Here is a 26,262-nt window from a genome sequence, read left to right on the forward strand (position 1 = left end):
CATGTCCCAATCCGCTCAAGAACCATACGACTTCATCCTGGCCGGCGGCACGCTGATCGACGGCAGCAATGCGCCGCGCCGCGTCGCGGACGTGGGCGTGCGCGGCGACCGCGTGGCCGCCGTGGGCGACCTGGCCGGCCAGCCGGCGCGCCGCCGCATCGACGTGGCCGGCAAGGTGGTGGCGCCCGGCTTCATCGATTCGCACACGCACGACGACAACTATCTGCTCGAACACCGCGACATGGCGCCGAAGATCTCGCAGGGCGTCACCACCGTGGTGACGGGCAACTGCGGCATCAGCCTGGCGCCGCTGCGGCACGACTCGCCGCCGGCGCCGCTGGACCTGCTGGACGCCGGCGGGTCGTACCGCTACGCGCGCTTCTCGGACTACCTGGACGCGCTGCGCGCGCAGCCGCCAGCGGTCAACGCGGCCTGCATGGTCGGCCATTCGACCCTGCGCGCGGCCATCATGGCCGACCTGGACCGTCCCGCCACCGCCGCCGAGATCGACGCCATGCAGGCCCTGGCGGAGGACGCCATGGCCGGCGGCGCGATCGGCATCTCGACCGGCACGTTCTACCCGCCGGCCGCGCACGCCAGCACCGAGGAGATCATCGAGGTCTGCCGCCCGCTGAGCCCGCGCCGCGGCATCTATGCCACCCACATGCGCGACGAAGGCGACCGCATCGTCGAGGCCCTGGAGGAAACCTTCCGCATCGGCCGCGAACTGGCGGTGCCGGTCGTCATCTCGCATCACAAGGTGATGGGCCAGCCGAACTTCGGCCGCTCGCGCGAGACGCTGGCCATCATCGAGGCCGCCATGGCCCAGCAGGACGTCTCGCTGGACGCCTACCCCTACGTGGCCGGCTCCACCATGCTGAAGAAGGACCGCGTGCTGCTGGCCGGCCGCACCATCGTGACCTGGTGCAAGCCCTATCCCGAACTGGCGGGCCGCGACCTGGACGAGGTGGCGGCCGAGCGCGGCAAGAGCAAGTACGACGTAGTGGAGGAACTGCAGCCGGCCGGCGCCATCTACTTCATGATGGACGAGCCCGATGTGCAGCGCATCCTGGCATTCCCGCCCACCATGATCGGCTCGGACGGCCTGCCGCACGACGAGCGCCCGCATCCGCGCCTGTGGGGCACCTTCCCGCGCGTGCTGGGCCACTATGCGCGCGACGTGGCGCTGTTCCCGCTCGAGACCGCGGTGTGGAAGATGTCCGGCCTGACCGCCGCCAAGTTCGGCCTGGCCGGGCGCGGGCAGGTGCAGCCGGGCTACTTCGCCGACCTGGTGGTGTTCGACCCGGACACCGTGGCCGATACCGCCACCTTCGAACACCCCATGGAGCGCGCCGCCGGCATCCATTCGGTATACGTGAACGGCGCGCCGGTCTGGGAAGCGCAGGCCTTCACCGGCAACCATGCCGGCCGCGTGCTGGAACGGAGCCCGCAATGAGCGCCGCCAAGAAACTGCGCCTGGCGGTGGCCCAGCTCGGGCCGGTGCAGCGCGCCGATACGCGCGCCCAGGTGGTGCGCCGGCTGGTCGACCTGCTGCACGAGGCCCATGGGCGCGGCGCGCGCTGGGTCACCTTTCCGGAACTGGCGCTGACGACCTTCTTCCCGCGCTGGTCGCTGGAAGACCCCGCCGAGGTGCGCAGCTTCTTCGAGACCGAGATGCCCGGCCCCGCGACCCGGCCGCTGTTCGACGCGGCGCGCGCCAAGGGCATCGGCTTCTACCTGGGCTACGCCGAGCTGGACGGCGAGACCCAGTACAACACCAGCATCCTGGTGGGGCCGGACGGCCGCATCATCGGCAAGTACCGCAAGATCCACATCCCCGGCGATGCCAGCAGCCGCGAGGGCGCGGCCCTGCAGCACCTGGAGAAGAAGTACTTCGCCGTGGGCGACCTGGGCTTCCCGGTGTGGGACACGCCCGACGCGGCCATCGGCATGTGCATCTGCAACGACCGGCGCTGGCCCGAGACCTTCCGCGTCATGGGGCTGCAAGGCGTGGACGTGGTAATGGTCGGCTACAACACGCCGTCGGGCTACGTGCAGTGGAACGAACCCATCCACCTGCGCATGCACCATCACCTGCTGTCGCTGCAGTCGGCCGCCTACCAGAACGCCTGCTGGATCGCCGCCGCGGCCAAGGCCGGCGTGGAGGAAGGCAGCCCCATGATCGGCGGCTCGTGCATCGTCGCGCCCGCCGGCGAGATCATGGTGCGCGCGTTCTCCGAGGACGACGAGGTCATCAACTATATGTGCGACCTGTCGGTGTCCGGGCACTACCGCGCCAACATCTTCAATTTCGCGGCGCACCGCCGGCCCGAGCACTACCGGCCGATCGTCGAACGCACCGGCGCCGGCGCGCCGCTGGGGGCCGCGCCGCCCTGAACCGCAGGCTTTACAATTGCCCTTGCATTGCGGCGGGCCCGCGGGCGCCGCCGCCCCGCCACAACAAGACCAAGCTTTCCATGGCCCCTGCCGCCCCGCGCGTTCCCCCCGAAATCGTCGGCAAGAAAGAAATGGGCGCCCGGCTGCGCGCCGAGCGCAAGGCCCGCAAGATGACCTTGCACGACCTGTCCCGCGCCTCGGGCATCGCCGTCTCGACCATCTCCAAGGCGGAACTCGGCCAGATCGCCCTCAGCTACGAGAAATTCGCCTCGCTGGCGCGCGGTCTGGGCATAGACATGACCCGGCTCTTCATGCTGGGCGACAGTCCGCAGGCCGAGGTGCCGCCTACTTACGTCAAGGCCACCCTGGACGAGGCGCGCGACTACGTCACCGAGAACTACCACTACCGGCTGCTGCTGGGCGAATATCCGGGCAAGAAGATGACCCCCATGCTGGGCATCATCGACTCGCGCAGCGTCGAGGAATTCGACGATTACATCCGCCATCCCGGCCAGGAATTCGTGGTGGTGCTGTCGGGCAAGGTGCGCATCCAGTTCGAGAACGGCGAGAGCGTAGTCCTGCAGCGCTTCGAATCGGCCTACTTCGACAGCAGCATGGGGCATGTCTACCTGACCCTCAGCAAGGCGCCCGCGCAGGTGCTGGCCGTCTGCACCGACCTGGACGAAGTGCCGCGGGGACGGCGGAACCGGCCCTAGCCGCCGGACACGAAGGCGGCCGCCCGCCGCAGGATGTCCGGGTCGCGCAGCGCCCGCGTGTGGCCCATTTTCTCGGTCGGCAGCAGCTCGGCGCCCGGCCAGCCCGCCGCCAGCAGCGCGCCGTCTTCATACGGGCTCTCGCGGTCGCCGCGGTCGTGGATCACCAGCAGCGGAACCGACATGGAAGGCGCGAGCCGCGCCGGCTCCATCTCGGCGAAGGTGACGCCCAGCCAGCGCTCGGCGTGGCGCGCGATGCGCGGCATGACCTGCGGCGGCAGGTTCATCATGCGGCGGGAATACTCCCACACGCTGTCGTACCGGCTGACGGGCCCGAGGAAGACCGCGCGGCGCGCCTGCAGCCCGCGCGACAGGGCGAAGGTCACGGCCGCGGCGCCCATGGAATGCGCGACGACGCCGTGGAACGGGCCATGGGCGCGCGCGGCGCTAGCGATGCACGCCTCGAAATGCCGCACCGAGGCCTGCCGGCCGCTCGACCGGCCGTGCGCCACCATGTCGATGGCCACCACCCGGTGGCCGGCCTGGCGCAGCGGCTCGACGAAGCCCGTCATCTGGGCGGCATCGCCGCCCCAGCCGTGCACCAGCAACACGCCGGGACCCGGCTCGCCCCAGCTGTAGCTGTACATCGTCTGCCCATCCACATGCAGCGGCTCGACCCGCGCCGTGGCCAGGATGCCGCGGCCCGGCTCCGATGGCGGCAGGCGCCGGGGCCGGAACATCAGGCGCCGGGCCAGGCGCGCGGTCAGTCCCGGCGCCATGGCGCCGGCCAGGCCGAACGCGCCGCCCGCCATGGACGCGGCCCAGGAGGCCTGCTTCGGTTTCCTCGCCGGCGGGACGGAATCGGGCGGAATCTTGCTTGCGCTGTCCATGGGTCCTGTATCCGGAAAACAGCCACACCTCAGGCAGGCTAGTATATGCGGCAAGCCGACCCGGCCCGCCATTCACCGACGCCCGCGCATGCCCGCTCCGCTCCCCGCCCCCGCCCGCCTGACCACCCAGGACGCAGTCGACCAGCATCTGCGCCAGCTCATCGAACTCGATCCGCGCCTGCGGCCGGTGCGCGCAGCGGTCGGCGACGTCCCCTTGCGCGCGCGGCCGGCCGGCTTCGCCGGCCTGGCGCGCGTCATCTGCGGCCAGCAGGTGTCGGTGGCGTCGGCCGACGCGATCTGGCGGCGGCTCGAGGCGCTGCCGGGCGCCACGACGCCGGACGGCTTCCTGGCGCTGGGCGAGCGCGGCCTGCAGGGCGTGGGCCTGTCGCGCAGCAAATTCCAGGGGCTGACCGTGCTGGCCAACGCGCTGGCGGCGGGCGAGCTGGACCTGCCCGCCATCGAGGCCATGCCGACCGAGGCCGCCATCGCCGCGCTGACCCGCTACAAGGGCGTGGGGCCCTGGACGGCCGAGATCTACCTGATGTTCTGCGCCGGCCATCCCGACATCTTCCCGGCCGGCGACATCGCCCTGCAGAAAGCCGTGGGCGACGCCCTGACGCCGGGCCAGACGCCCGACCGTCCGCGCCTCATCGCCATGGCGGCCGAGTGGTCGCCCTACCGGGCCGCCGCCGCGCTGCTGTTCTGGCGCTTCTACCGGGTGACGCGCCAGCGCGACGGCGTGGGCCTGTAGGCCGCCAGCTGCGCCATTGTCAGGGCATTCTCAGGGTTTTCCCCGCTTCGCGTGCCGTTAAGCGCGCGTTTCACAAACTCGAATTGCCGGCCGGCGGCGCGCTGGCCAACAATAGCGGGCTGGGCGGCCGACGCCGGCGCACCAATTGCGGCTGCGCCGGGTCCGCCCGCAATACCTAGAACACAGGAGATCGCATGGCCTTCCGTCCGCCATTCACCATTGCCCTTTCCCTGCTCGCGCTTTCCCTGGCATCGGGGGCGCAGGCGGCCGACTACCCGTCGCGCGCCATCACCCTCGTCGTGCCGTTCGCGGCGGGCGGCCCGACCGACGTCGTGGCGCGCACACTGGGCGCCGAGCTCAGCAAGGAACTGGGCCAGCCCGTCGTGGTCGAGAACCGCACCGGCGCGGGCGGCACGGTCGCCGCCACGTATGTCGCCAATGCCCAGCCCGACGGCTACACCTATTTCATCCACCACAATGGCATGGCCACCGCCACGGCCCTGTACCCGGCGCTGAAGTTCGATCCGCTCAAGAGCTTCGAATACGTCGGCGAAGTGGTCGACGTGCCCATGACGCTGCTGGCGCGCAAGAACTTCCCGCCCAGCAACATGGCGGAATTCATCCAGTACGCCAAGGCCAACGCCGACAAGATCAACCTCGCCAACGCCGGCCCCGGCGCGGTATCGCAATTGTGCGGCTCGCTGCTGCAGCAGGCGCTCGGCGTGAAGTTCACCACCATTCCGTACCAGGGCACCGGCCCGGCCATGTCGGCCCTGCTGGGCGAGCAGGTCGACGTGCTGTGCGACCAGACGACCCAGACGATCCCGCACATCCAGGCCGGCAACGTGAAGTTCTACGGCGTCACGACCCTGCAGCGCATCTCCAAGCTGCCCGACGCGCCGACGCTGGACGAACAAGGCCTGAAGGGGTTCGAAGTCAAGGTGTGGCACGGCATCTACGCGCCCGCCGGCACGCCCGCCCAGGACATCGCCGTCTTCAACAAGGCGCTCAAGACGGCGCTGAAGTCGCCTGCCTTCACCAGCAAGATGGCCGACCTGGGCGCTGAGATCGTCTCGGAAGACCGCCAGACGCCCGAATCGCTCCAGAAATGGGTCAAGTCCGAAATCGACAAGTGGACGCCCGTCCTCAAGGCCGAGGGCATGAACGTCAACTGATCCGCCCGCGGGGCAGGAAGAACCCGCCGGCGCAGGCGCGCCGGCGGGTTTTTTATCGCGCCGCTCAGGCCTTGAGCTGGTCGCGGATCGGCAGGCTGCGGATGCGCTTGCCGGTGGCGGCGAAGATGGCGTTGCACAGCGCCGGCGCGAACGGCGGCACCGCCGGTTCGCCCACCCCGCCCAGCGGCACGTCGAAGCCGTGCTCCACCAGGTGCACCTTGATGTCGCGCGGCGCCTCCGACATGCGCGTGACCTCGTACTGGTGGAAGTTGGTCTGGTTGGTGCGCCCCTTGGAGAACGAAATCTCGCTGCGCGTGGCCAGGCTCAGGCCCATGATGCAGGCGCCCTCGACCTGGGCCCGGACCCGGTCGGGATGCACCTGCGGGCCGCAATCGACCGCCACGTGCACCTGCGGCACCACCAGGCTGCCATCCTGGCCCACTTCGACCTCGACCACCGTGGCCACGTAGGTGACGAAGCTGTAGCTGACCGCCACCCCGAGCCCCCGGCCCGGCTCCAGCTTGCGCCCCCAGCCCGCCTGCTCGGTGGCCAGCTCGACCACCTTGCGCATGCGGCCGGTATCCAGCGGATACACCGAGGGCGATTCGCCGTAGTTCCAGCCATCCGACATATCCGCCGGGGCGATCTTGCGCGCCGGGCCGATCAGCTCCAGCAGGTAATCGCGCGGATCGCGCCCGAGCGCGTGGGCCATCTCGGCCACGAAGCTCTGCACCGCGAAGACGTGCGGAATGTTGGACACCGAACGGAACCAGCCGATGCGGGTATGGGCCGGCACCGGCACCGATTCGACGCGGAAGTTGGGAATGTCGAACGGGATGTTGACCGCCGACATGGCCAGCTCGAACGGCTGCTGGCCTTGCGCGTCGGCCACGAAAGTGGAGCCGATGGTGGGCGCCGCCGTGCGGTGCAGCCAGGCTACCGCCTTGCCCTGCGCATCGACGCCGGCCTCCAGGCGCTCGACCGAGACGGTATGGAAATAGTCGTTGGTGATGTCGTCTTCGCGCGACCAGGTCACCTTGACCGGCTTGCCGCCCATCTCGCGCGACAACAGCGCCGCCTCGACCGCGAAATCGGATTTGGACTTGCGGCCGAAGGCGCCGCCCAGCAGGGTCTGGTGCACCGTGACCGCGGCCATGTCCATGCCCAGGTGCTTGGCGACGTTCTCGCGCGTGCCGTAGGGCGACTGCACGCAGGCCCAGACTTCGCACTTGCCGTCGGCCACGCGGGCGGTCGCGGCGGGCGGCTCCATCGAGGCGTGGGCCAGGTGCGGCAGGTAGTACTCGGCCTCGATGCGCCGGGCCGCGCCGGCCAGCGCCTGCATGGCGTCGCCGTCGTTGCGCACGGCCTTGGCCGGCTTGCCCGCCCCTTCGCTCAGCGTCTTGCGGAAGGCCTCGGAATCGTAGCTGGCATGGGGCCCGTCGTCCCATTCGATTTCCAGGGCCTGGCGCCCCTTGAGCGCCGCCCAGGTATCGCGGGCGATCACGGCCACCCCGCCCAGCGGCGCGAACACCGGCGGGGTCGGCCCGGCCGGCAGCTCGACCACCTTCACCACGCCGGGCACCTTGAGCGCGGCGTCGGCCTGGTAGCGCTTGACCTTGCCGCCCAGCACGGCCGGCCGCGCGATGGATGCATACAACATGTCGTCCAGGCGCGTATCGATGCCGAAATGGGTCTTGCCGGTGACGATGTCCTGGATGTCGACGCTGCGCGTGCTCTGCTTGCCGATGTAGCGGAACTGCTCCGGCGTCTTCAGGCGCAGCGCGTCGCCGGCCGGCACCGGCAGCGCGGCGGCGGCCTCGGCCAGTTCGCCATAGCCGAGCTTGCGTCCGGATTTCTCGTGCACCACCTCGTGGTTGCGCGCGGCGACTTCCTCGACCGGCACGCCCCACTGCTTGGCGGCGGCCGCTTCGAGCATGCCGCGCGCCGCCGCGCCGACCCGGCGCATCGGCTGGAAGAAGTGGCGCGTGCTGCGCGAACCGTCGGTGTCCTGGTTGCCGTAGCGCGGCTCGTCGCCGGGCGCCTGGATGACGCGTACCTTGGTCCAGTCGGCCTCGAGCTCGTCGGCCACCACCATGGGCAGGCCGGTGCGCACGCCGGTGCCCATCTCGGCGCGGTGGGCGATGATGGTCACGATGCCGTCGGCCCCGATCGAGACGAAGATCTGCGGGTCGTCGACCGTGCCGTGCGGCATGCCGTCGGCGCCGTATTTCTTTTCTTCCTTGGCGTCGGCTGCGCGCACGATGCCGGCGGCGCCCACCGCGAGCACCAGGCCGGTCAGCGCGCCGGCGGTCTTCAGCCAGTCGCGGCGCGCCATGGAAGCGGGCGCCGGGCCGGTCAGGCCGGCGGACAATTGCGGGATCAAACGCGAAAATTCGCTCATTTGGCGGCTCCCTTGCTGGCGACTTGCTTGATGGCGGCGCGGATGCGCGGATAGGTGCCGCAGCGGCAGATGTTGCCGCTCATGGCCGCGTCGATATCCGCGTCGGTCGGCTTGGGATTGCTCTTGATGAGCGCGGTGGCCGACATGATCTGGCCGGACTGGCAGTAGCCGCATTGCGGCACGCCGATGTCGGCCCAGGCCTCCTGCACGGCGCGCCCGACATCGTCGTCGCCGACCGCCTCGATGGTGGTGATCTGCTTGCCGGCCGCCGCGGCAACCGGGGTGACACACGAACGGATCGGCTGGCCGTCCATGTGCACCGTACAGGCGCCGCACATGGCCATGCCACAGCCGAACTTGGTGCCGGTCATGCCGAGCCGGTCGCGGATCACCCACAACAGGGGCATGTCGTCGGGAGCGTCTATGTCTTGGGTCTTGCCATTGATCGTCAGACTGGCCATGAAGGCTCCTTTGGCAAAGAAAAGGGGGGCAGATCATACTAGCGCGGGCGCCGCGGCAAGTCACTATGCCGCGCGGGTCGGCGGCGCGGCGGGGGCCAGCCCCGCCTGTACGTATTTTTGTACGTAGCTGCACGTATGGATATACGGGGTGGCGCCGCCCATACTAAAAAACCAGAAAAATCAACGGAGACGACGATGCCCGGCATACCGGTATCCATCGTGGGCAGCGGCCATACGCCCTTCGGCCGCCTGGACGCCCTGAATCTCGAACAGCTTATCGTCATGGCCGCCACGGAGGCGATCGAGGATGCCGGCGTGGACCCGGCCCGGATCGACGCGGTGTTCCTGGGCAATTTCAACGCCGGGCTGGTGCCCGACGCCTTCGCCGCGTCGCTGGTCCTGCAGGCCTCGCCGGCGCTGCGCTTCAAGCCGGCCACCCGCTGCGAGAACGCCTGCGCGTCCGGCGCGGCGGCGCTGCACGCCGGCATGCGGGCCATCCAGGCGGGCGCCGCGCGCACCGTGCTGGTGGTGGGCGCCGAGAAAATGACCGCGCGCAGCACCGCCGAGGTCACCACCGCGCTGGCCGGCGCGGGCTACAAGAACGATGCCGCCGAAGCGGGGCTGAGCTTCCCCCAGCTGTTCGCCCTGGCGGCCACCCAGTACGCCGAGCGCTACGCCGATCCCCTGCCCGCCATGGCCCGGATCGCCGCCAAGAACCATGGCAACGCCATGGACAACCCGCTGGCGCAGATGCACCGGCCCATGGACGCGGACTTCTGCAATACCGTGTCCGACAAGAACCCGCTCATCGCGCCGCCCCTGCGCCTGACGGACTGCTCGCTGATCACCGACGGCGCGGCGGCGGTGGTCCTGACCGCCGCCGACCAGGCGGCGTCGTTCGCCCGCGAAGTGCGCTTTCGCGCCGCCTGCCAGGTCAACGACTTCCTGCCGCTGCGCGGCCGCGACCTGCTGGCCTTCGAGGGCCCGCGCCGCGCGATCTCGCAGGCCTATGCCGATGCGGGCATCGCCGTGGCCGACCTGGATTTCGCCGAAGTGCACGACTGCTTCACCATCGCCGAGCTGCTGATCTACGAAGCCATGGGGCTGGCGCCGGCAGGACAGGGCCACCGCGCCCTCGACGACGGCACCGTGCTGCGCGACGGCGGCCTGCCGGTGAACCTGTCCGGCGGCCTCAAGGCCAAGGGACACCCGGTCGGCGCCACCGGCGTGTCCATGCACGCCCTGGCGTTCCGCCAGCTCACCGGCCGCGCCGGCGGCATCCAGCGGCCCGGTGCGGAACTGGGCCTGGTCTTCAACATGGGCGGAGCGGCCGTGGCCAACTATGCCTCGATCCTGCAGGCAGCCCGGGCCTGAGCCTTCATTTCCCGCATCATGAATATCGCGAACTGGCTGCATGGCGCGGCCCTGCTGCATCCCGACAACCCCGCCCTGTTCCGGGCCGACCGCCTGCACGCCGACTACCGGGCGTTCGCGCAGCGCGCCGCCGGCCTGGCGCGCTGGCTGGCCGGACACGGCGTGACCGAGGGCGACCGCGTCGCCCTCTTCATGAAGAACCGGGTCGAATACCTGGAGCTGTTCTACGCCTGCTGGTGGATCGGCGCCATGGTCGTGCCGGTCAACCCGAAACTGCATCCCAAGGAAGTGGCCTGGATCCTCGGCGATTCGCAGGCCCGGATCGTGCTGACGGATACGCCGCGGGACCTGCCGGGCGACTGCGTGCCCGCGGCCTGCCTGCACCTGGCGGTCGACAGCCCCGCCTACGAGCAGGCGGCCCGCGCCGGCCTGGCGGACGGCCTGCGCGCCCCGCTCGCCCTGGCGCCGGAAGCCCTGGCGTGGCTGTTCTATACCTCCGGCACCACCGGCCGCCCCAAGGGGGTGATGCTCAGCCACCGCAACCTGGCGGCCATGGCGCTGTGCTATGCCGCCGACGTCGAGACCGTGACGGCCGGCGACAGCATGCTGTACGCGGCCCCCATGTCGCACGGCGCCGGGTTGTACCACTTCGTGTACGTGCGCCGCGCCGCGCGCCACATCGTGCCCGCCAGCCGCGGCTTCGACCCGGCCGAGATCCTCGACACCGCCGAAGCATGCGGCTCGCTGTCGCTGTTCGCCGCCCCCACCATGGTCAAGCGGCTGGTGGAGCAGGCGCGCCGCGACGGACGCGACGGACGCGGCCTGCACACCATCATCTACGGCGGCGGCCCCATGTACCAGGCCGACATGCTCGACGCCCTGCAGGTGCTGGGGCCGCGCTTCGCCCAGATCTACGGCCAGGGCGAAAGCCCCATGACCATCACCGCGCTGGCGCGCGAGATCATCGCCGACAGCGGGCATCCGCGCTGGCAGGCGCGCCTGGCCTCGGTCGGCGTGGCCCAGAGCTGCATGGAGGTGCGCGTGGTCGATTCCGCCATGGCCGACGTGCCGGCCGGCGCCGAGGGGGAAGTGATCGTGCGCGGCGACGCCGTCATGGCGGGCTACTGGAACAACGAGGCGGCCACGCGCGCGACCCTGGTCGACGGCTGGCTGCGCACCGGCGACATCGGGCGCCTGGACCAGGACGGCTTCCTGACGCTGACCGACCGCTGCAAGGACGTGATCATCTCGGGCGGGTCGAACATCTACCCGCGCGAAGTCGAAGAAGTGCTGGCCCGCCATCCGGCCGTGCACGAAGTGGCCGTGGTCGGCGCGCCCAGCGCCCAGTGGGGCGAGGAAGTGGTCGCCTTCGTGGTGCTGCGGCCGGGCGCCGCGGCGGCCGCGGACGAGCTGGACCGCTGGTGCCGCGCCGAGATCGCCGCGTTCAAGACGCCCAAGCGGTATTGCTTCCGCGCCGAGCTGCCCAAGAACAGCTACGGCAAGATTCCCAAGACGCAGTTGCGCGAAGCGCTGCAGGCCGAAACGGCAGCGCGCCCCGGCACGGCCTGACGCACAGGCCGGCCCAACCAACCACGAGGAGACAACAATGAAAAGACGCGATTTCATCAAGACCGCCGGCCTGCTGGCCGGCGTCTCGGCCCCGGCGGTCTGGCCGTCCCGGCTGCTGGCGGCGGACAAGCCCGTGTCCATCAAGTTCGACAGCTACATCGCCGAAACGGCCGGGCCGTCGCGCCTGGACGACTGGTTCCTGAAGCAGCTGGAAACGCGCAGCAACGGCGCGGTCAAGGTGCGCCGCTACTGGGCGCAGTCGCTCAACAAAGTGGGCGAGCACCTGTCGGCGGTGCGCGACGGCACGTCCGAGATGTCGCTGATCTCGCCGGGCTACTACCAGGCGCAGCTGCCGGTCACGCGCGGCCTGGAATGGTATTACCGCATGAACCGCGCCGACGCGCTGCACCTGGTGTGCCGCGATGTCTACGAGCAATTCCAGCCGTTGCGCGACGAATGGGAAAAGCGCTACCGCGCCAAGGTCATGTACTGGACCAACTGGTATTACGCGCCGCTGGTCACGCGCGAGCCGATCAAGTCGGTCGAGGACATCCGCGGCAAGCGCATCCGCGGCTACGGGGTCGCCAATGACGTGATCCAGCGGCTGGGCGGCACCGCCGTGCCGATGGCCGCGCCCGAGGTCTACACCGCGCTGGAGCGCGGCGTGCTGGACGGCGTGTACGGCTTCGATTTCATCACCGCGGTCGGCTACAAGCTGCACGAGATCGCGCCCTACTTCACCGACATCGGCGACGGCCCGCACGGGCCGTCCGCCACCATCATCAACATGCGCACCTGGGAAGCCTTCCCGGAGCCGGTCAAGGCGCTGTGCAACGACATCGTCGGCGAGATCTACGGCGGCAAGTACACCGAGATCTTCGACGCCGCCGCGCGGCAGTACGTCAAGACGGCCCTGGCGGAAGGCGCCAAGTTCTCCTCGCTGCCCGACGAGGAAAAGCGCAAGGCCAAGGCGCTGGTGCAGCCCGCCGAGGTCCAGGCCTGGCTCGACAACGTCGCCAAGCCCGCCGGCATCGACGGCCCGCGCATGCAGTCGCTGATCGACGCCGCCATCGCCAAGTACGACCCACAGGGCACGCTCAAGCGCTTCGACGAGCTGGCCGCCCAGGCATGACCCATGGCGGCGGCGGGGCCCCGCGCGGGCCCCGCCGCGCGCCCCATTCTTCGAACGGCCTCCACATGAAAGAAGAAACCCCGCTCGGCAAGCTGCTGCTTGCCCTCTCCAACGTCATGGGCGCGATCGCCCTCGCCCTCCTGTTGTTCATGATGCTCGGCACCACCATCGACGCGGTGTTCCGCACCATCGCCGGCAGCCCCCTGCCGGGGTTGTTCGAGATGTCCGAGCTCAGCATGGTGATGATCGTCTTCATGGGCCTGGGCTGGACGCAGTTCGACGACGCGCACATCCGCGTGACCATGGCCCGCAAGTGGCTGCCGGAAGCGGCCGGGCGCGCGCTCGACTGCCTGGCATGGCTGCTGGCGGCCGCGATGCTGGCCGTGCTGGCCTACCCGGCCACCGGCGAGGCGATCGAATCGGTGGCCATCCGCGAGTTTCGCTGGGGCTATGTGGAAGTGCCGATCTGGTGGACCAAGGTGGCCGTCGCCATCGGCCTGTGGTTCGGCGCGCTGCAGATGCTGTTCTGCGCCGCCCGGGCTCTGTGCGGTCGCGCGCCGCGGCGCACGGCCGATGTCGCCGTCGCCGCGTCGCACTGAGGAGCCGGCATGGACACCACCACCGCCACGCTGATCGCCACCGGCCTGATCTTCGTTCTCATGCTGCTGGGCACGCCGGTGTTCGCCGCGCTGGGCCTGGCCGGCGTCGCCGGCATCGTCATGGTCGAGGACTTCGGCTTCGTCCTCAACCGCCTGAAATCGTTCTCCTATGCGCAGTCGGCCTCCTACTTGCTGACGGTCATCCCGCTGTTCATCCTGATGGGCGCCTTCGCGCATCATGCGGGCGTCGGCGCGCGGCTGTTCAACGTGGCGCGCAAATGGGTGGGGCACTTCCCCGGCGGCCTGGCGATGTCATCGGTGCTGACCTGCGCCGGCTTCGCCGCCACCTCCGGCTCCAGCGTGGCCACCGCCGCCACGGTCGGGGCGGTGGCCATCCCGGAAATGAAGCGCGCCGGCTACGACCCGCGGCTGTCGGCCGGCGCGGTGGCCGCCGGCGGCGTGCTGGGCGTGCTGATCCCCCCCAGCGTGCTGTTGATCTTCTACGCCGCCCTGACCGAAGTCTCGGCCGGCAAGATGCTGGTGGCCGGCGTGCTGCCGGGCCTGCTGTCCACGCTGGTATTCGTGGTGGGCATCTGGGTCGTCGCGGCCAGCGGCCGGGTCGGCGCCGCCCCCTTGCCGCGCCATGGCTGGGGCGAGCGCCTGGCATCGCTCAAGGACGGCTGGCAAGTGGCGATGCTGTTCGTGATCGTGCTGGGCGGCATCTACCTGGGCATCGTCACGGCCACCGAGGCCGCCGCCGTGGGCGCCCTGGCCGCGCTGATCATGCTGCTGTGCGCGGCGCAGGCGCGCGGCGCGCTGCGCGGCAAGCTCTACGAGAGCTTCCGCAACGCCATCACCACCACCGTGATGATCCTCTTCACCATGCTGGGCGCGGGCATCTTCAGCTTCTTCCTGAGCCTGGTGCAGGTGCCGCAGCAGATCGCCGAGTTGATCGTCGCGTCCGACGTCCCGCCCACCCTGATCGTCATCCTGCTGCTGCTGGCCTATGTGCCGATGGGCATGTTCCTGGATGCCTTCTCGATGCTGGTGATCACCTTGCCGATCATGTTCCCGACCATCGTGTCGCTGGGCTTCGACCCGATCTGGTTCGGCATCCTGGCGGTCAAGATGTGCGAGATCGGCCTGATCACCCCGCCCGTCGGCCTGAATGTCTTCGTCATCGCCGGCATCGACCGTTCCACGCCGCTGACCAAAATCTTCCAGGGCGCCTGGTGGTTCGTCATCATGGAGTTCGTCGCCACCGCCATCCTGTTCGCCTTCCCCATCATCGTCACCATCCTGCCCGAGATGATGCTGGGCAAATGACGCCGGGCAGCCGGCAAGGGAGCTTCCATGCAACAAGAACAAACCCGCGTCGCGCTGGTCACGGGCGGCGCCTCGGGCCTGGGCCGGGCCGCCGCGCTGGCGCTGGCCGCGCGCGGCGACAAGGTGGCGGTAGCCGACCTGCAGCGCGACGGCGCGCTGTCATGCGCGCAGGAAATCGCCCAGGCCGGCGGCCAGGCCGCCGCGCTGGCCATCGACGTGACCGACGACGCTTCGGTGGAGCGGGCCTTCCAGGAAGCCGAGGCCGCGCTCGGCCCGGTCGACATCCTGGTCAACAGCGCCGGCATCATGGGCGTGGCGCCGCTGCTCGACTACCCTATCGCGGACTGGGAACGGATTCTCGCCGTCAACGTCACCGGCACCTTTCGCTGCGCCCGCCGGGCCGGCGTCGGCATGGCCGCGCGCGGCTACGGCCGCATCGTCAACCTCGCCTCGATCAGCGGCGTGCGCGCGGGCATCGGCCGCGCCGCCTATGGCACGTCCAAGGCCGCGGTCATCGGCCTGACCCGCCAACTGGCCATGGAGCTGGGACCGCTCGGCATTACCGCCAATGCGGTCGCGCCGGGACCGGTCGTCACGGCCATGACGGCCGACGCCTACACGCCGGAAACCCGCGCGGCGTTCGAAGCCATGCTGCCGGTCGGCCGCCTGGGCACGCCGGAAGAGATCGCCGAGGCCATCGTGTTCCTGGCGTCGCCCGGCGCCGGCTACATCAACGGCCATGTCCTGGCGGTCGACGGCGGCTACCTGGCCGCCGGAGTGAACCGCACCGGCAGCCTGTCGCGCTGACGCCCGCCCGCCGGGCGCCTCAGGCCTTGCGGTCGACCATGATGATGCGCGAGACCAGCTCGGCGGTGTTCTTGACCTCGAGCTTGCGCATGATGCGGCCGCGGTGTACCTCGACCGTGCGGTGCGAGATCTTCAGGCGCGCGGCGATTTCCTTGCAGCTCAGGCCGTTGACCACGTAGCCCGAGATCTCGCGCTCGCGGCGGGTCAGGTTGGCGGTCTTGACCGGATTGTCGGCGATCCGCTCGAAGCTCCAGATCATCAGGTCGAAGGGGTCGTCGGAAGTGAGCGTGATGCCGCGCGCGCGGGCCCAGAAGATCTCGCGGTTGCGGTGCTGCATGAAGCGCTCGTCCTCGTAGTAGCAATTGCTCTGCAAGTGCTTCAGGCAGCGCTGGCCGATCTCGTGGTAGTCGGCCAGCGACGGGTACAGCTTGAGGATGGATTCGCCCACCAGCTCTTCGCGCTTGTAGCCAAACAGGTGCGCGAACGCGTGGTTGCACTCGGATATCTTGCGCGAGCGGCAGACGACCTGCGGAGCAGGCGATTCCGTGAATGCCAACAGCGCCAGGTGGTGGTCCCGCATGCTTGCCTCTCCGTGTATCGACCCCCGCCATTTTCCGTGACACGCGGGTGACGACATATATACCGCAGCGGCGGCCGGCGGCACAACGACCCTGCGGCCGCCGCGCCCGCATGGGGCGGTTGTCTGATCCGCGCCACAGCATGCCGGGCCGCCGGACGCGTGCCGGACCGGAAAATGGCCGGCCTTTGCCGCGCTGTCGGTGCGAACCGGGCCGCCGGTTCTGCGGTATCGCGCGAGCAACGCGCACGCGCGATGCCATGTCTTTATTACAGCAGATCGCACGGACTGTTCCGTTGCGCGGAAAACTCTTTTTGAACTGCGCCGAAATATTTCCAAAGCTCTCCGTCTTCTAGACTGCGGGCCATGCCGATGTCGGGGCACGGATTTCCGGACTTCGATGCCGGCCGTCATATGGCAAACACAGGAGCATTACATGAAGAAAACCTTGCTCGCTGCCGCTCTGGCAACGGGATTCGCCGGCGCGGCGCACGCGGCCGATACCAGCGTCACGCTGTACGGCCTGATCGACACCGGTATCGGCTATGAACAGGTCAAGGGCCCCAACGGTTTCAAGGAAAGCCGCGTCGGCGGCGTCAGCGGCGTCAGCGGCGGCTCGCGCTGGGGCCTGAAGGGCACCGAGGACCTGGGCGACGGCCTGAAGGCCATCTTCACGCTTGAATCCGGCTTCGACAGCCAGAACGGCACCTCGTCGCAAGGCGGCCGCCTGTTCGGCCGCCAGGCCACGGTGGGCCTGGCCGGCGATTCGTGGGGCAAGCTCGAGTTCGGCCGCCAGACCAACATGGCCTCGAAGTACATCGGCGGCATCAGCCCGTTCGGCACCGACTACGGCATCGCCGGCATCGGCAGCGCCTTCGGCTCGGCCAAGTCGCTGCGCCTGGACAACATGGTGATGTACCAGTCGCCCAACCTGTCGGGCTTCAGCTTCGGCGTCGGCTACTCGTTCAACGCCGACGACGAGAAGGACGGCAACTTCGCCACCGGCGACAACAACCGCGTCATCACGGTGGGCGCCAAGTACAGCAACGGCCCGCTGACCGTGGCCGCCGCCTACGACCGCCTGAACCCGACCAACGCCGTGTCGGACGAGCAGGACACCAGCCTGCAGGAATACATCATCGGCGCCGAGTACGACTTCGAAGTGGTCGCGCTGCACGCCGCCTGGGGCCAGACGTACGACGGCTGGTTCTCGGGCATCAGCATGGGCACCAGCCCCGACGACTTCAAGTCGCTGGGCAGCCTGCGCGTGGTCGACGGCGCGCGCGTGAACTCGATGATGCTGGGCCTGACCGTGCCGCTGGGCGCCACCAAGATCTTCGGCGGCTGGCAGCGCGCCGACCCGAAGAACAGCAAGCTCACCGGCGACGACGAAGCCTTCAACATCTTCGCCCTGGGCGCCACCTACGACCTGAGCAAGCGCACCAACCTGTACGCCTACGGCGCGTACGGCGACAACTTCGCTTTCCAGGAAGACGTGAAGAACACGGCCTTCGCCGTGGGTATTCGCCACCGGTTCTGACCGACCGGAAAGGCGGGGCCGTCCTTCCGGGACGGGGCGGCCTCGCCTGACGCAGCACGGGTGTCCCCTCTGATCACGCGGCTTTCCCTCCGTTGTCCGCGAGTGACGATCTCCCCGGCCCGGCTGCGCCTTCCGGCGTTCCGAAGGGTCGGGCCTCCCCTGCGGGGAGGCCCACTCCGCTTGGACAGCGCGCCGGACGCCCCGCGGGCGATATGATCGGGCTGTCGCCCCCGCACGCCTGCCGTCCGATGCCCGTCGAACACTCCCCATCCCTGATCGCCGCCCTGCGCGCCGCGGCCGAACCGCACGGCGAGGTGGACGAACGCCTCATGTTCGGCTGCCACTGCATCCTGCTCAACGGCAAGATCTGCTTCGGCGTGCGTGAAGACGACCTGCTGGTGCGCCTGCCTCCGGATACCCACGAAACGGTCGCCGAATCGCCGGCCGTGCGCGAGCTCGACCCGCGCGGCGGCATGCGCGGGTACTTCTGGGTCGAGCCGGCCGGCTACGCCACCCGCGCACAATGGGAGCACTGGGTCGCCGCCGCCCTGGCGTACAACCCGCTAGCCAAGGCGTCGCCGCGCAGGAACCGCCAGCGCGCCCTCGGCCGCTAGGCCGGGCCCGACGGCGCGCGGATCACGCAGGCGGGTCGCCCGCCGCTGAAGCAGGCATCCACATTCGCCGCCATGGCGCGCGCCCGGCGGCGGATGGTGCCGTCGGTCCACGCCGACATGTGCGGCGTCATGAGAACGTTGTCCAGTTCCGCGAACGGCAGCCGCGAAGGCGCGGCGGCCTGGCCCGCCGCCGCGGGATACTGGTACCAGGTATCGATCACCGCCCCGCCGATGCGCCGCCGCGACAGGGCGTCATAGAGGGCCTGCTCGTCCACCACCGGCCCGCGCCCCACATTGACGAGCACGGCATGCGGCTGCATCCGCGCGAAGGCCGCCGCATCCACCAGGCCATGCGTGCCGTCCAGCAATGGCAGGGACACCACGATGAAATCGGCGTCCGCGTAGAAGCGGTCCAGGTCCTGCAACCCATACCAGGCATCGACCGTGTCCGACAGCGGCACCGGGCTGCGGTTGGCGGCCAGCACCCGCATGCCGAAGGCCTGGGCGCGCTGGGCGATCGCCCGTCCGATGTGGCCGTAGCCCAGCAACCCCAGCGTCGCCGCGCCGATCTCGCCGTGCAGGCCGTCCGGCGAGCCGGCCCGATAGGGCCACTGCCCCTGCCGCAAGCGGACATCCGCGTCGGCCAGCGGGATGCGGCGGGCCAGGATGGCCGCCATGACATATTCGGCGATCGCCTGCTCGTGGCCATAGCAATTGCACACCGTGACGCCGGCCGGCAGCAAGTCCAGGTCGATGCGGTCGTAGCCGGTGGCGCACACCTGGTACAGCCGCGCGCGCCCGGGCACCGGCATGGACGCGTCGAGGCGATTGCCGACCACCACGTCGGCCTGGCGCAGCGCCTGGATATCGTCCGGCTCGCGCACGGCCTCGGGCACGGCGCGTATGCGCGCCTCGCAGCGCAGGGCCGCGCGGAAATCGTCGAGGTATGCAGCGGCGGTGCGGCCATGGAACACGATATCGATCATGCGGCCCCCGACAGATCCGCCGCCAGCCACTTGGGCCGCGGCGTGGCCGCCAGCAGGCTGCGCGTGTACTCGTGGCGCGGCCGCTCGAAAATCGCCTGGGTATCGCCCTGCTCCACCACCTTGCCCTGCTGCATCACCAGGATGCGATCGGCGAAATGGCGCGCAATCGGCAGGTCGTGGGTGATGAACAGGTACGACAGGCCGAGCCGCTGCCGCAGGTCGGCCAGCAAGTCGATGACCTGCGCCTGGATCGACACGTCCAAAGCCGACACGGCCTCGTCGCAGACCACCAGTTCGGGCTCGCTGGCCAGCGCGCGCGCGATGGCGATGCGCTGGCGCTGGCCGCCCGAGAACTGGTGCGGGTAGCGCAGCGCGTGCTCGGGCTTCATGCCCACCAGCTCCAGCAGCTCGGCCACCCGGTCGCGCCAGCGCGGCCGGGGCAGGATGTCGCCGTGAATGGCCCACGGCTCCGAGATGATGTCATGCACGTTCATGCGCGGGTTCATCGAACCGAAGGGGTCCTGGAACACCATCTGCACCTTGCGGCGGAACACTCGCATCTGCGCGTCGTCCATGCGGAAAATGTCCTGGCCCTGGTAGTGCGCGGCGCCGGATGTCGCATCGAACAGCCGCAGCAAGAGGCGCGCCATGCTCGATTTGCCGGAGCCGGATTCGCCCACGATGCCCAGCGTCTCGCCTTTGCACAATTCGAAGCTGACGTCGTCCACGGCGCGCAGCATCCGCCGGGCCCCGAACAGGCCGGACGACAGCGGATACTCCTTCACCAGGTGCTCGACGCGCAGCAGCACCTCGCGCCGGCCCGCCGGCGCGCGCCGGTGCTGTTGATCCGCCGCGGGGCCGTGCGGCAGCGCGGTGGTCAGCTTGCGCGTGTACGCATGCCGCGGCTGCGTGAAGACCTCGCGCGCCGGCCCCGCTTCGACGATCTGGCCGGCATTCATGACGATCACGCGGTCGGCCATCGCCGCCGCCACTTCCAGGTCGTGGGTGATCAGGATCAGCGCCATGCGGCGCTCGCGCTGCAGGTCGCGCAGCAGGTCGAGGATCTGCGCCTGCACGCTGACGTCCAGCGCCGTGGTCGGCTCGTCGGCGATCAGGATGTCCGGTTCGAGCGCGATGGCCATGGCGATCATCACGCGCTGGCGCTGGCCGCCCGAGAACTGGTGCGGGTAGCAATCGACCCGGGTCTCCGGCTCGGGGATACCCACCCGCCGCAGCAGGTCGATGGCCCGCGCGCGCGCCTGGGCGCCCGCCGCCACGCCATGGCTGGTGTACACCTCGGCGATCTGGCGGCCCACCGTGTACACCGGATTCAGGTAGGCCAGCGGGTCCTGGAAGATCATCGCGATACGGCGGCCGTTGACGGCGCGCCGGGCCTCGTCGCCCAGGCGCGCGAGGTCCATGCCCTGGAAGTGGATCGCCCCCGCGACGATATCCCCGGGCGGGCAATCGACCAGGCCCATCACCGTGCTGGTGCTGACGCTCTTGCCCGAGCCGCTCTCGCCCAGGATCACCAGCGTCTCGCCCGGGCATACATGGAACGACACTTCATCCACCGCGCGCACCGGCTCGTCGTCGGACAGGAAATCGACGGTCAGCCCGTCGATGCGCAAGATGGGTTGCGTCAGCTCGGCATCGCTCATCGGGCGGCCCTCTTCAGTTGTTGCAGGCGCCAGCGCTGCTGCGGGTCCGCCACCGTGCGCGCCCAGCTGGACAGGATGTTCAGCGACAGCGTGGCCAGCATGATGGCCATGCCGGGCCAGAAGGCGATCCACCAGGCGCTGGCCAGGTAGCCGCGCCCGTTGGCCACCATCGCGCCCCAGGTGAAATCGGGCGGCTGGATGCCCAGGCCCAGGAAGCTCAGCGCCGATTCGGCCAGGATCACGGTGGCGAAGTCGATCGCCAGGATGGTGACCAGGGTGGGCGCCACCAGCGGCGCGATATGGCGCAGCAGGATGCGCAGCGAACTGGCGCCCATGGCGCGCGCCGCCGTCACGAACATGCGCTCGCGCAGTTCCAGCACCTCGGCGCGGGCCGTGCGCAGGTAGACCGGCATGCGGGTGATGGCCAGCACGATCACCAGGTTGGTGACGCTGGGCCCCAGCGTGTACAGCACGATCAACGCCAGCAGCAGCGACGGGAAGCTCATAATGATGTCGGCCGCGCGCAGGATGAGGTGGCTGTACCAGCGTTCCGAATAGCCGGCCACCAGCCCCAGCAGGCCGCCCACGATCATCGACGTGAATACCGCCGCCGCGGCGATGCCCAGCGTGTTGCGCGCGCCCAGCACCAGGCGCGGCAGGATCGGCCGGCCCAGGGTGTCGGCGCCCAGCACATACAGCCAGCCGGCGTCCAGGCTGAACGGCGCCAGGTTGCGGTGGCGCAGGCCCAGCCGGGTCGCCGTGTCGCCCACCAGCCACGGGCCGAACAGCGCCGCCAGCACCAGCAACAGCAGGAACACGGCGGCGGCCAGGGCCAGCCGGTCGCGCTTGAGGTAATCGAACAGCAGGCGCGCGCGCGTGCGGCCGGACGACGCGGCGGCTGGGCGGGCGGATAGCATGGCGGTCATGTCAGTACCGGACGCGGGGATCGAGCACCGCGTACAGCACGTCGATCACGATGTTGAGGATGAAGATCGCGGTGGCGGTGACCAGGATGGTGGACTGCACCACGGCGAAGTCGCGCTGGATGATCGAATCGATCATCAGCTTGCCGATGCCCGGCCAGCCGAAGATCGACTCCACCACCACCGCGCCGTTGATCAGGCCGGTCGCCAGGTCGCCGGCCACCGTAATGACCGGCAGCAGCGAATTGCGCAGCGCGTGGCCGAACACAATGGCGTGGCGGCCCAGCCCCTTGGCGCGCGCCGTCTTGATGTACGGCGAGGCCAGCGACGACAGCATGGTGCCGCGCACCACCTGCACCAGCAGGCCGAACGGACGCAGCATCAGGACGAAGATCGGCATGACCCAGTACTGCCAGCCGCCGGTGCCCGAGGTGGGCAACACATCCAGCCCCACGGCGAACACCAGGATGGCCACGATGGCCACCCAGAAATCCGGCGCGCTGGCGCCCGCCAGCGAGGCCACGCTGGCCAGGCGGTCGAATACGCCGCGCGGACGCGCCGCCGCCAGCGCGCCCACCAGGATGGCCAGCGATACCGACAGCAGCATGGCCACGAAGGCCAGCTTGAGCGTCTGCGGAAACGCCTGCAGCGCCACCGCCATGGCCGAGCGGTGCTGGCGCATGGACTCGCCGAAGTCGAGCCGCGCCAGGTCGGACAGGTAATGCCAGAACTGGATGTAGATCGGCTGGTCCAGCCCGTTCAGCTTGGCGAACGCGGCGCGCGCCTCGGGCGTGGAATCCAGCGGCAAGTAGAGCGCGGAGGGGTCGCCGGTCAGCCGGACCAGGAAGAAAACCAGTATCAGCAGGCCCAGTATGGAAATGACACTGTGCGAGGCCCGCCGGCCAAGATAATTCAGCATGAAACTCCCCGACTGCCGTGATGCGGGCGGCGGGCGGCGCCGCCGCCATACGGACGGCGCGCCCCGGCCGCGATCAGTTCTTGAAATGCAGGTTGGCCAGCGGGATCTCGCTGTTGGTCGTGATGTCCGGCTTCCAGTCCAGGCGCTCGCCCACGCGGGTGTAGCCGATCATGTGGAACATGGGAATGTCCGGCACCACTTCCTTGCGCATCTGGTCGAAGATCTTCTTGAAGGCATCCTCGCGCGCCTGGCCGGTGGCGGCCATGGCGGCGTCGATCTCCTTGTCGACGGCCGGGTCGTTCATCATCGAATACTGGCCGCTGGAACGGTAGAAGATGGGAATGGTGAAGGCCGCGTCGCCCTTGTTGTTGTCGTGCATCATCTGCAGCAGGTTGGCGCCGCGCTCGGCCGGGTACGGCTTCTGCAGGTAGCGCAGCCAGTCGGCCACGTCCAGCATCACCAGCTTGACGTTCAGGCCCGCCGCCTGCCACATGGTCATCATGGCCTCCATGGCTTCGGCGCCGTTCGGGTAGATGCCGTTGCGGCCGATCAGCTTGATCTCGGTATCCACCTTGACGCCGTCGGCGCGCGCCGCGTCGACCAGCTTCCTGGCTTCGGCCGCGTCATATTTCCAGGGCTCCAGCTTGTCGTCGTGGCCGACAATGCCCGGCACCACCATCTGCGCGGCGCGCTCGATGTCGTCGCCGAACAGCTGGCCCAGGCCGTCCCAGTCGATCGCCAGGTTGAGCGCCTTGCGGATGCGCACGTCATCGAGCGGCGGCTGCGCCACGTCGATGCGGATCGCCGTGGTCTCCGAATTCAGGTAAGAAAAATCCGTCTTGAGGTTGGTCGCGTCCTGGATGGCGATGGAGGGCGTCAGGTCGGCTTCGCCGGTTTCCACCATGGCGGCGCGGATCGACGATTCCTGGCGCCACACATAAGTGGCCTTCGAGACCTCCGGCTGCTTGCCCCAATAGCCGTCGAACCGCTCCAGCACGACCGTCTGCGGCGTGAAGGTCGCCAGCTTGTAGGGCCCGGTGCCGACCGGGTCGTTGACCGCCTTGTCGGCGGGCGTATTGGGCGACACCGCCATGACCACGCTCAGCAGCGTCGGCAGAATGGGCTCGGGCCGGTCGGACTTGATCTCGACGGTGTATTCGTCGACCGGCGTGACCGTCAGCTTGGCGTTGCCGAACTTGGCCATGTTGCTGCATGTCACCTTGCCGCCGGTCATGCGTTCGATCGAGTAGGCCACCGCCTTGGCGTTGAAAGGCGCGCCGTCATGGAACTTCACCCCCTGCCGCAGCTTGATGCGCCAGGTGTTCGGGTCCAGCTGCTCCCAGCCGGCGGCCAGCTTGGGCTCGGCCTTGCCGGTCTTGGGATTGATGACCGACAGCGGCTCGGTGACGTTCTGGTTCAGGATCTGCCCGATATTGGTCACGATGGTGCCGCACGGCTCCAGGTTGGCCGGCTGCTCCGGCAGCACGATGCGCACTTCCCGGCTGGCGTCCTGCGCGGCGGCCGGCCCGGCCAGGGCGGCCGCGAGGGCCGCCGAGACCAGGGAAACGATACCTGCTCGATTCATGTCTTCCTCCTTGGGGTTGGTCTTGCGCGACGGTCTGGCACAGTTCTGCCTGCGTGCTTGCTCGTCGCCGGCCCGCCGCCGGGCGGGCCGTTCGCGGCCGAAGCCGCCCGGCTCAATCGCCGGCGCGCTCGATCAATGCCTTGAGCATGTCCTTCTCCTGCGGCTTCAGGTTGGTCAGCGGCGGGCGCACCGGGCCGGGCGTGCGGCCGATGAGCTCCACGCCCGCCTTGATGATCGACACCGCATAGCCCTTCTCGCGGTCGCGGATATCGGCGAAGGGAAAGAAGAAGCTGTCGAGGATCTCGGCCATCGTCGCCTGGTCATCGGCGCGCAGCGCGTTATAGAAGCGCACGGCCAGCTTCGGCACGAAGTTGAAGACCGCTGACGAATACGTGCTCAGTCCCAGGCCGTTGAAGCCCTGGGCGTACAGCTCGTGCGTGGGCATGCCGCCGATGTACGACAGCCGGTCGCCCAGTTTGGCGGTAATGCGGCGCACCAGTTCGGTCTTGCCCGTGCCGTCCTTGAAGCCGATCAGGTTCGGGCAGGCGTCGGCCAGGCGCGCCACCGTGTCGGCGCTGGCGATCGAGTTCGAGCGGTTGTAGACGATGACGCCCAGGCCGGTAGCGTCGCAGACCGCCTTGACGTGCTGGTAGATGCCTTCCTGCGGCACTTCCATCAGGTAGTGGGGCAGCAGCAGCAAGCCATCGGCGCCCGCTTCCTCGGCGCGGCGCGCGATGTCCCTGGCCAGCGCGGTGCCATAGCCGCAGCCCGCGATGATGGGCACATCGCCGGCGGCCTCCTTGGCGGCGCGGGTGACGGCACCGATCTCTTCCGGGGTCAGCGAGAACATCTCGCCCGTGCCGCCGGCGGCGAACAGCGCCGCCGCGCCAAAGCCGGACAGCCATTCCACATGGGCGCGGTAGCTGTCCAGGTTCAGGCTGTAGTCGTCATGGAAATGCGTAACCGGAAAGGACAGCAACCCGGAGGCCACGCGAGCCTTGATCTCCTGCGGAGTCATACTTACCTCTCAACTAATAATATGAATTTTGGAAAATCATATTATTAATATTCAGGCAGTGTCAATCCTCGGAAGCCCCGGCCGTCTTGCGGCGCGTAACGGCGCGATAGCGCTGGATGCCCGACAGTAGATGGCGCCGCATGGCATCGCGCGCGCGGTCCACGTCACTGGCGAAGATGGCCTCGGCGATCTCGGCGTGTTCGGCCAGGATGATGTGGTCGCGGTTCGGCAGCGGGTCGACCCCGCCCATCACCGTGCGGAACTTCACCCGCGGGATCATGCGCCGGCCGATGTGCTCCAGGAACGCCTTGAAGCGGCCGTTGTTGGTGGCGGCGGCAATGGCCATGTGGAAGCGGAAATCGGAGTCGTCGGTGGACTGCCCGGCCGCCATCAGCTCGCCGAACCGGTCCAGTTCGGCCTGGATGGCGGCTTCCTGGGCCGGCGAACTGCGGGCCGCGGCCAGACCGGCGGCCTCGACCTCGATGCCGATGCGCAGCTCGAGCTCCTCGATGATGTCCGAGATCTTGTCGGTCGCGTGGGTGAACAGCATCAGGGTCTCGGGCGACTGGCGCGGCCCCAGCACGAACACCCCGGCGCCCTGGCGCGATTCCAGCAAGCCGTCGGCGCGCAGGGTGGCGATGGCTTCGCGGATGACGGTGCGGCTGAAGCCGAACTTCTCTACCAGTACCGGTTCGGTGGGCAGCTTGTCGCCCGGCGCGTACATGCCGCTCTCGATGCGGGCGCGCAGTTCATCGGCGACTTGCGCCGACAGGGTTTTTTTCTTGGCGGGAACGGGTGGGGGCGTGGTCAATCTGTATCTCCCCCGGCATGACTGCCGGCCCGG

Annotated in this window: 24 protein-coding genes; 13 read left to right on the forward strand and 11 right to left on the reverse strand. The window is 69.2% G+C overall.

The genetic code is table 11. The features are described from left to right. The first annotated feature begins 1 nt into the window (after position 1). The 3 genes from CAL24_RS20130 to CAL24_RS20140 all read left to right on the forward strand — a co-directional run bounded on the left by CAL24_RS20130 (position 2) and on the right by CAL24_RS20140 (position 3,113). On the forward strand, positions 2–1,456 hold the full coding sequence (locus tag CAL24_RS20130; RefSeq protein ID WP_094807715.1) for an N-acyl-D-amino-acid deacylase family protein: 1,455 nt from the start codon (positions 2–4) through the stop codon (positions 1,454–1,456). Continuing rightward, the gene (locus CAL24_RS20135; RefSeq protein WP_094807716.1) at positions 1,453–2,397 is read left to right on the forward strand and encodes an N-carbamoyl-D-amino-acid hydrolase; all 945 of its coding nucleotides are present in this window, start codon (positions 1,453–1,455) and stop codon (positions 2,395–2,397) included. Before CAL24_RS20130 ends, CAL24_RS20135 begins: the two co-directional genes overlap by 4 nt. Before the next feature lie 80 nt (positions 2,398–2,477). Then, positions 2,478–3,113 (forward strand): helix-turn-helix domain-containing protein, encoded by a 636-nt coding sequence (locus tag CAL24_RS20140; RefSeq protein WP_051439239.1) that lies wholly within the window; start codon positions 2,478–2,480, stop codon positions 3,111–3,113. Here CAL24_RS20140 and CAL24_RS20145 read toward each other — a convergent pair. Further along, on the reverse strand, positions 3,110–4,000 hold the full coding sequence (locus CAL24_RS20145; protein WP_051439240.1) for an alpha/beta fold hydrolase: 891 nt from the start codon (positions 3,998–4,000) through the stop codon (positions 3,110–3,112). The two genes, CAL24_RS20140 and CAL24_RS20145, sit on opposite strands and share 4 nt — an antisense overlap. Positions 4,001–4,088: 88 nt before the next feature. On the opposite strand from CAL24_RS20145, the gene CAL24_RS20150 reads away from it, so the two are divergent. Together CAL24_RS20150 and CAL24_RS20155 are read left to right on the forward strand one after the other, a co-directional pair. Further along, on the forward strand, positions 4,089–4,751 hold the full coding sequence (locus CAL24_RS20150; RefSeq protein ID WP_028352792.1) for a DNA-3-methyladenine glycosylase family protein: 663 nt from the start codon (positions 4,089–4,091) through the stop codon (positions 4,749–4,751). A gap of 194 nt (positions 4,752–4,945) precedes the next feature. Next, positions 4,946–5,926 carry a tripartite tricarboxylate transporter substrate-binding protein gene (locus CAL24_RS20155; protein WP_038852864.1) on the forward strand — a complete coding sequence of 327 codons (981 nt, stop codon included), beginning with the start codon at positions 4,946–4,948 and terminating at the stop codon, positions 5,924–5,926. Between the two features lie 64 nt (positions 5,927–5,990). On the opposite strand, the gene CAL24_RS20160 is transcribed toward CAL24_RS20155, so the two are convergent. After that, entirely contained in the window at positions 5,991–8,327 is a 2,337-nt protein-coding gene (locus tag CAL24_RS20160) for a xanthine dehydrogenase family protein molybdopterin-binding subunit (RefSeq protein ID WP_094807717.1), read from the reverse strand. Next, positions 8,324–8,788: a (2Fe-2S)-binding protein gene (locus tag CAL24_RS20165; protein WP_094807718.1), complete on the reverse strand. Its 465-nt coding sequence runs from the start codon at positions 8,786–8,788 to the stop codon at positions 8,324–8,326. Before CAL24_RS20165 ends, CAL24_RS20160 begins: the two co-directional genes overlap by 4 nt. Before the next feature lie 195 nt (positions 8,789–8,983). Here CAL24_RS20165 and CAL24_RS20170 point away from each other — a divergent pair, with 195 nt between their 5' ends. The 6 genes from CAL24_RS20170 to CAL24_RS20195 all read left to right on the forward strand — a co-directional run bounded on the left by CAL24_RS20170 (position 8,984) and on the right by CAL24_RS20195 (position 15,595). Beyond that, positions 8,984–10,162 carry an acetyl-CoA acetyltransferase gene (locus tag CAL24_RS20170; RefSeq protein WP_094807719.1) on the forward strand — a complete coding sequence of 393 codons (1,179 nt, stop codon included), beginning with the start codon at positions 8,984–8,986 and terminating at the stop codon, positions 10,160–10,162. 18 nt (positions 10,163–10,180) lie between these two features. Then, positions 10,181–11,731 carry a class I adenylate-forming enzyme family protein gene (locus CAL24_RS20175; RefSeq protein ID WP_094807720.1) on the forward strand — a complete coding sequence of 517 codons (1,551 nt, stop codon included), beginning with the start codon at positions 10,181–10,183 and terminating at the stop codon, positions 11,729–11,731. 37 nt (positions 11,732–11,768) lie between these two features. Continuing rightward, on the forward strand, positions 11,769–12,863 hold the full coding sequence (gene dctP, locus CAL24_RS20180) for a TRAP transporter substrate-binding protein DctP (RefSeq protein WP_094807721.1): 1,095 nt from the start codon (positions 11,769–11,771) through the stop codon (positions 12,861–12,863). A gap of 65 nt (positions 12,864–12,928) precedes the next feature. Then, positions 12,929–13,462, forward strand: a complete 534-nt coding sequence (locus tag CAL24_RS20185) for a TRAP transporter small permease (RefSeq protein ID WP_094807722.1) — start codon at positions 12,929–12,931, stop codon at positions 13,460–13,462. Between the two features lie 9 nt (positions 13,463–13,471). Continuing rightward, positions 13,472–14,788, forward strand: a complete 1,317-nt coding sequence (locus tag CAL24_RS20190) for a TRAP transporter large permease (RefSeq protein WP_094807723.1) — start codon at positions 13,472–13,474, stop codon at positions 14,786–14,788. A 27-nt stretch (positions 14,789–14,815) separates the two neighbouring features. Beyond that, complete coding sequence (locus CAL24_RS20195; protein WP_094807724.1) at positions 14,816–15,595, forward strand: SDR family NAD(P)-dependent oxidoreductase; 780 nt, start codon at positions 14,816–14,818, stop codon at positions 15,593–15,595. 19 nt (positions 15,596–15,614) lie between these two features. On the opposite strand, the gene CAL24_RS20200 is transcribed toward CAL24_RS20195, so the two are convergent. Next, positions 15,615–16,175 (reverse strand): LuxR family transcriptional regulator, encoded by a 561-nt coding sequence (locus CAL24_RS20200; protein ID WP_028352801.1) that lies wholly within the window; start codon positions 16,173–16,175, stop codon positions 15,615–15,617. 433 nt (positions 16,176–16,608) lie between these two features. Between CAL24_RS20200 and CAL24_RS20205 the strand changes: the two genes are divergently transcribed. Beyond that, positions 16,609–17,712: a porin gene (locus CAL24_RS20205; RefSeq protein ID WP_094807725.1), complete on the forward strand. Its 1,104-nt coding sequence runs from the start codon at positions 16,609–16,611 to the stop codon at positions 17,710–17,712. 248 nt (positions 17,713–17,960) lie between these two features. Further along, positions 17,961–18,326 carry a TfoX/Sxy family protein gene (locus CAL24_RS20210; protein ID WP_249278595.1) on the forward strand — a complete coding sequence of 122 codons (366 nt, stop codon included), beginning with the start codon at positions 17,961–17,963 and terminating at the stop codon, positions 18,324–18,326. On the opposite strand, the gene CAL24_RS20215 is transcribed toward CAL24_RS20210, so the two are convergent. From CAL24_RS20215 to CAL24_RS20245, 7 genes are all read right to left on the reverse strand, one after another. Then, positions 18,323–19,312 (reverse strand): 2-hydroxyacid dehydrogenase, encoded by a 990-nt coding sequence (locus CAL24_RS20215; protein ID WP_094807727.1) that lies wholly within the window; start codon positions 19,310–19,312, stop codon positions 18,323–18,325. The two genes, CAL24_RS20210 and CAL24_RS20215, sit on opposite strands and share 4 nt — an antisense overlap. After that, a complete protein-coding gene (locus CAL24_RS20220; RefSeq protein WP_094807728.1) occupies positions 19,309–20,973 on the reverse strand; it encodes an ABC transporter ATP-binding protein in 1,665 nt (554 codons plus the stop codon). Before CAL24_RS20220 ends, CAL24_RS20215 begins: the two co-directional genes overlap by 4 nt. Beyond that, positions 20,970–21,899 (reverse strand): ABC transporter permease, encoded by a 930-nt coding sequence (locus CAL24_RS20225; protein ID WP_212591746.1) that lies wholly within the window; start codon positions 21,897–21,899, stop codon positions 20,970–20,972. The genes CAL24_RS20220 and CAL24_RS20225 overlap by 4 nt, the downstream gene beginning before the upstream one ends. A gap of 1 nt (position 21,900) precedes the next feature. Continuing rightward, positions 21,901–22,815 (reverse strand): ABC transporter permease, encoded by a 915-nt coding sequence (locus CAL24_RS20230; protein WP_094807729.1) that lies wholly within the window; start codon positions 22,813–22,815, stop codon positions 21,901–21,903. 73 nt (positions 22,816–22,888) lie between these two features. Continuing rightward, positions 22,889–24,400 carry an ABC transporter substrate-binding protein gene (locus tag CAL24_RS20235; protein WP_094807730.1) on the reverse strand — a complete coding sequence of 504 codons (1,512 nt, stop codon included), beginning with the start codon at positions 24,398–24,400 and terminating at the stop codon, positions 22,889–22,891. 112 nt (positions 24,401–24,512) lie between these two features. Continuing rightward, positions 24,513–25,418, reverse strand: coding sequence for a 5-dehydro-4-deoxyglucarate dehydratase (kdgD, locus tag CAL24_RS20240; RefSeq protein WP_094807731.1), 906 nt, complete (start codon positions 25,416–25,418; stop codon positions 24,513–24,515). Positions 25,419–25,479: 61 nt separating this feature from the next. Continuing rightward, a complete protein-coding gene (locus CAL24_RS20245) occupies positions 25,480–26,229 on the reverse strand; it encodes a FadR/GntR family transcriptional regulator (RefSeq protein ID WP_028352809.1) in 750 nt (249 codons plus the stop codon). Positions 26,230–26,262: the final 33 nt, after the last annotated feature.

The organism is Bordetella genomosp. 2, assembly GCF_002261345.1.
Classification (GTDB): domain Bacteria; phylum Pseudomonadota; class Gammaproteobacteria; order Burkholderiales; family Burkholderiaceae_B; genus Bordetella_A.

Excerpts from the sequence above, each read along its gene's own strand:
- CAL24_RS20130 (WP_094807715.1), top strand. The coding sequence starts at position 2 with ATGTCCCAATCCGCTCAAGAACCATACGACTTCATCCTGGCCGGCGGC.
- CAL24_RS20135 (WP_094807716.1), top strand. The coding sequence starts at position 1,453 with ATGAGCGCCGCCAAGAAACTGCGCCTGGCGGTGGCCCAGCTCGGGCCG.
- CAL24_RS20140 (WP_051439239.1), top strand. The coding sequence starts at position 2,478 with ATGGCCCCTGCCGCCCCGCGCGTTCCCCCCGAAATCGTCGGCAAGAAA.
- CAL24_RS20145 (WP_051439240.1), bottom strand. The coding sequence starts at position 4,000 with ATGGACAGCGCAAGCAAGATTCCGCCCGATTCCGTCCCGCCGGCGAGG.
- CAL24_RS20150 (WP_028352792.1), top strand. The coding sequence starts at position 4,089 with ATGCCCGCTCCGCTCCCCGCCCCCGCCCGCCTGACCACCCAGGACGCA.
- CAL24_RS20155 (WP_038852864.1), top strand. The coding sequence starts at position 4,946 with ATGGCCTTCCGTCCGCCATTCACCATTGCCCTTTCCCTGCTCGCGCTT.
- CAL24_RS20160 (WP_094807717.1), bottom strand. The coding sequence starts at position 8,327 with ATGAGCGAATTTTCGCGTTTGATCCCGCAATTGTCCGCCGGCCTGACC.
- CAL24_RS20165 (WP_094807718.1), bottom strand. The coding sequence starts at position 8,788 with ATGGCCAGTCTGACGATCAATGGCAAGACCCAAGACATAGACGCTCCC.
- CAL24_RS20170 (WP_094807719.1), top strand. The coding sequence starts at position 8,984 with ATGCCCGGCATACCGGTATCCATCGTGGGCAGCGGCCATACGCCCTTC.
- CAL24_RS20175 (WP_094807720.1), top strand. The coding sequence starts at position 10,181 with ATGAATATCGCGAACTGGCTGCATGGCGCGGCCCTGCTGCATCCCGAC.
- dctP (WP_094807721.1), top strand. The coding sequence starts at position 11,769 with ATGAAAAGACGCGATTTCATCAAGACCGCCGGCCTGCTGGCCGGCGTC.
- CAL24_RS20185 (WP_094807722.1), top strand. The coding sequence starts at position 12,929 with ATGAAAGAAGAAACCCCGCTCGGCAAGCTGCTGCTTGCCCTCTCCAAC.
- CAL24_RS20190 (WP_094807723.1), top strand. The coding sequence starts at position 13,472 with ATGGACACCACCACCGCCACGCTGATCGCCACCGGCCTGATCTTCGTT.
- CAL24_RS20195 (WP_094807724.1), top strand. The coding sequence starts at position 14,816 with ATGCAACAAGAACAAACCCGCGTCGCGCTGGTCACGGGCGGCGCCTCG.
- CAL24_RS20200 (WP_028352801.1), bottom strand. The coding sequence starts at position 16,175 with ATGCGGGACCACCACCTGGCGCTGTTGGCATTCACGGAATCGCCTGCT.
- CAL24_RS20205 (WP_094807725.1), top strand. The coding sequence starts at position 16,609 with ATGAAGAAAACCTTGCTCGCTGCCGCTCTGGCAACGGGATTCGCCGGC.
- CAL24_RS20210 (WP_249278595.1), top strand. The coding sequence starts at position 17,961 with ATGCCCGTCGAACACTCCCCATCCCTGATCGCCGCCCTGCGCGCCGCG.
- CAL24_RS20215 (WP_094807727.1), bottom strand. The coding sequence starts at position 19,312 with ATGATCGATATCGTGTTCCATGGCCGCACCGCCGCTGCATACCTCGAC.
- CAL24_RS20220 (WP_094807728.1), bottom strand. The coding sequence starts at position 20,973 with ATGAGCGATGCCGAGCTGACGCAACCCATCTTGCGCATCGACGGGCTG.
- CAL24_RS20225 (WP_212591746.1), bottom strand. The coding sequence starts at position 21,899 with ATGACCGCCATGCTATCCGCCCGCCCAGCCGCCGCGTCGTCCGGCCGC.
- CAL24_RS20230 (WP_094807729.1), bottom strand. The coding sequence starts at position 22,815 with ATGCTGAATTATCTTGGCCGGCGGGCCTCGCACAGTGTCATTTCCATA.
- CAL24_RS20235 (WP_094807730.1), bottom strand. The coding sequence starts at position 24,400 with ATGAATCGAGCAGGTATCGTTTCCCTGGTCTCGGCGGCCCTCGCGGCC.
- kdgD (WP_094807731.1), bottom strand. The coding sequence starts at position 25,418 with ATGACTCCGCAGGAGATCAAGGCTCGCGTGGCCTCCGGGTTGCTGTCC.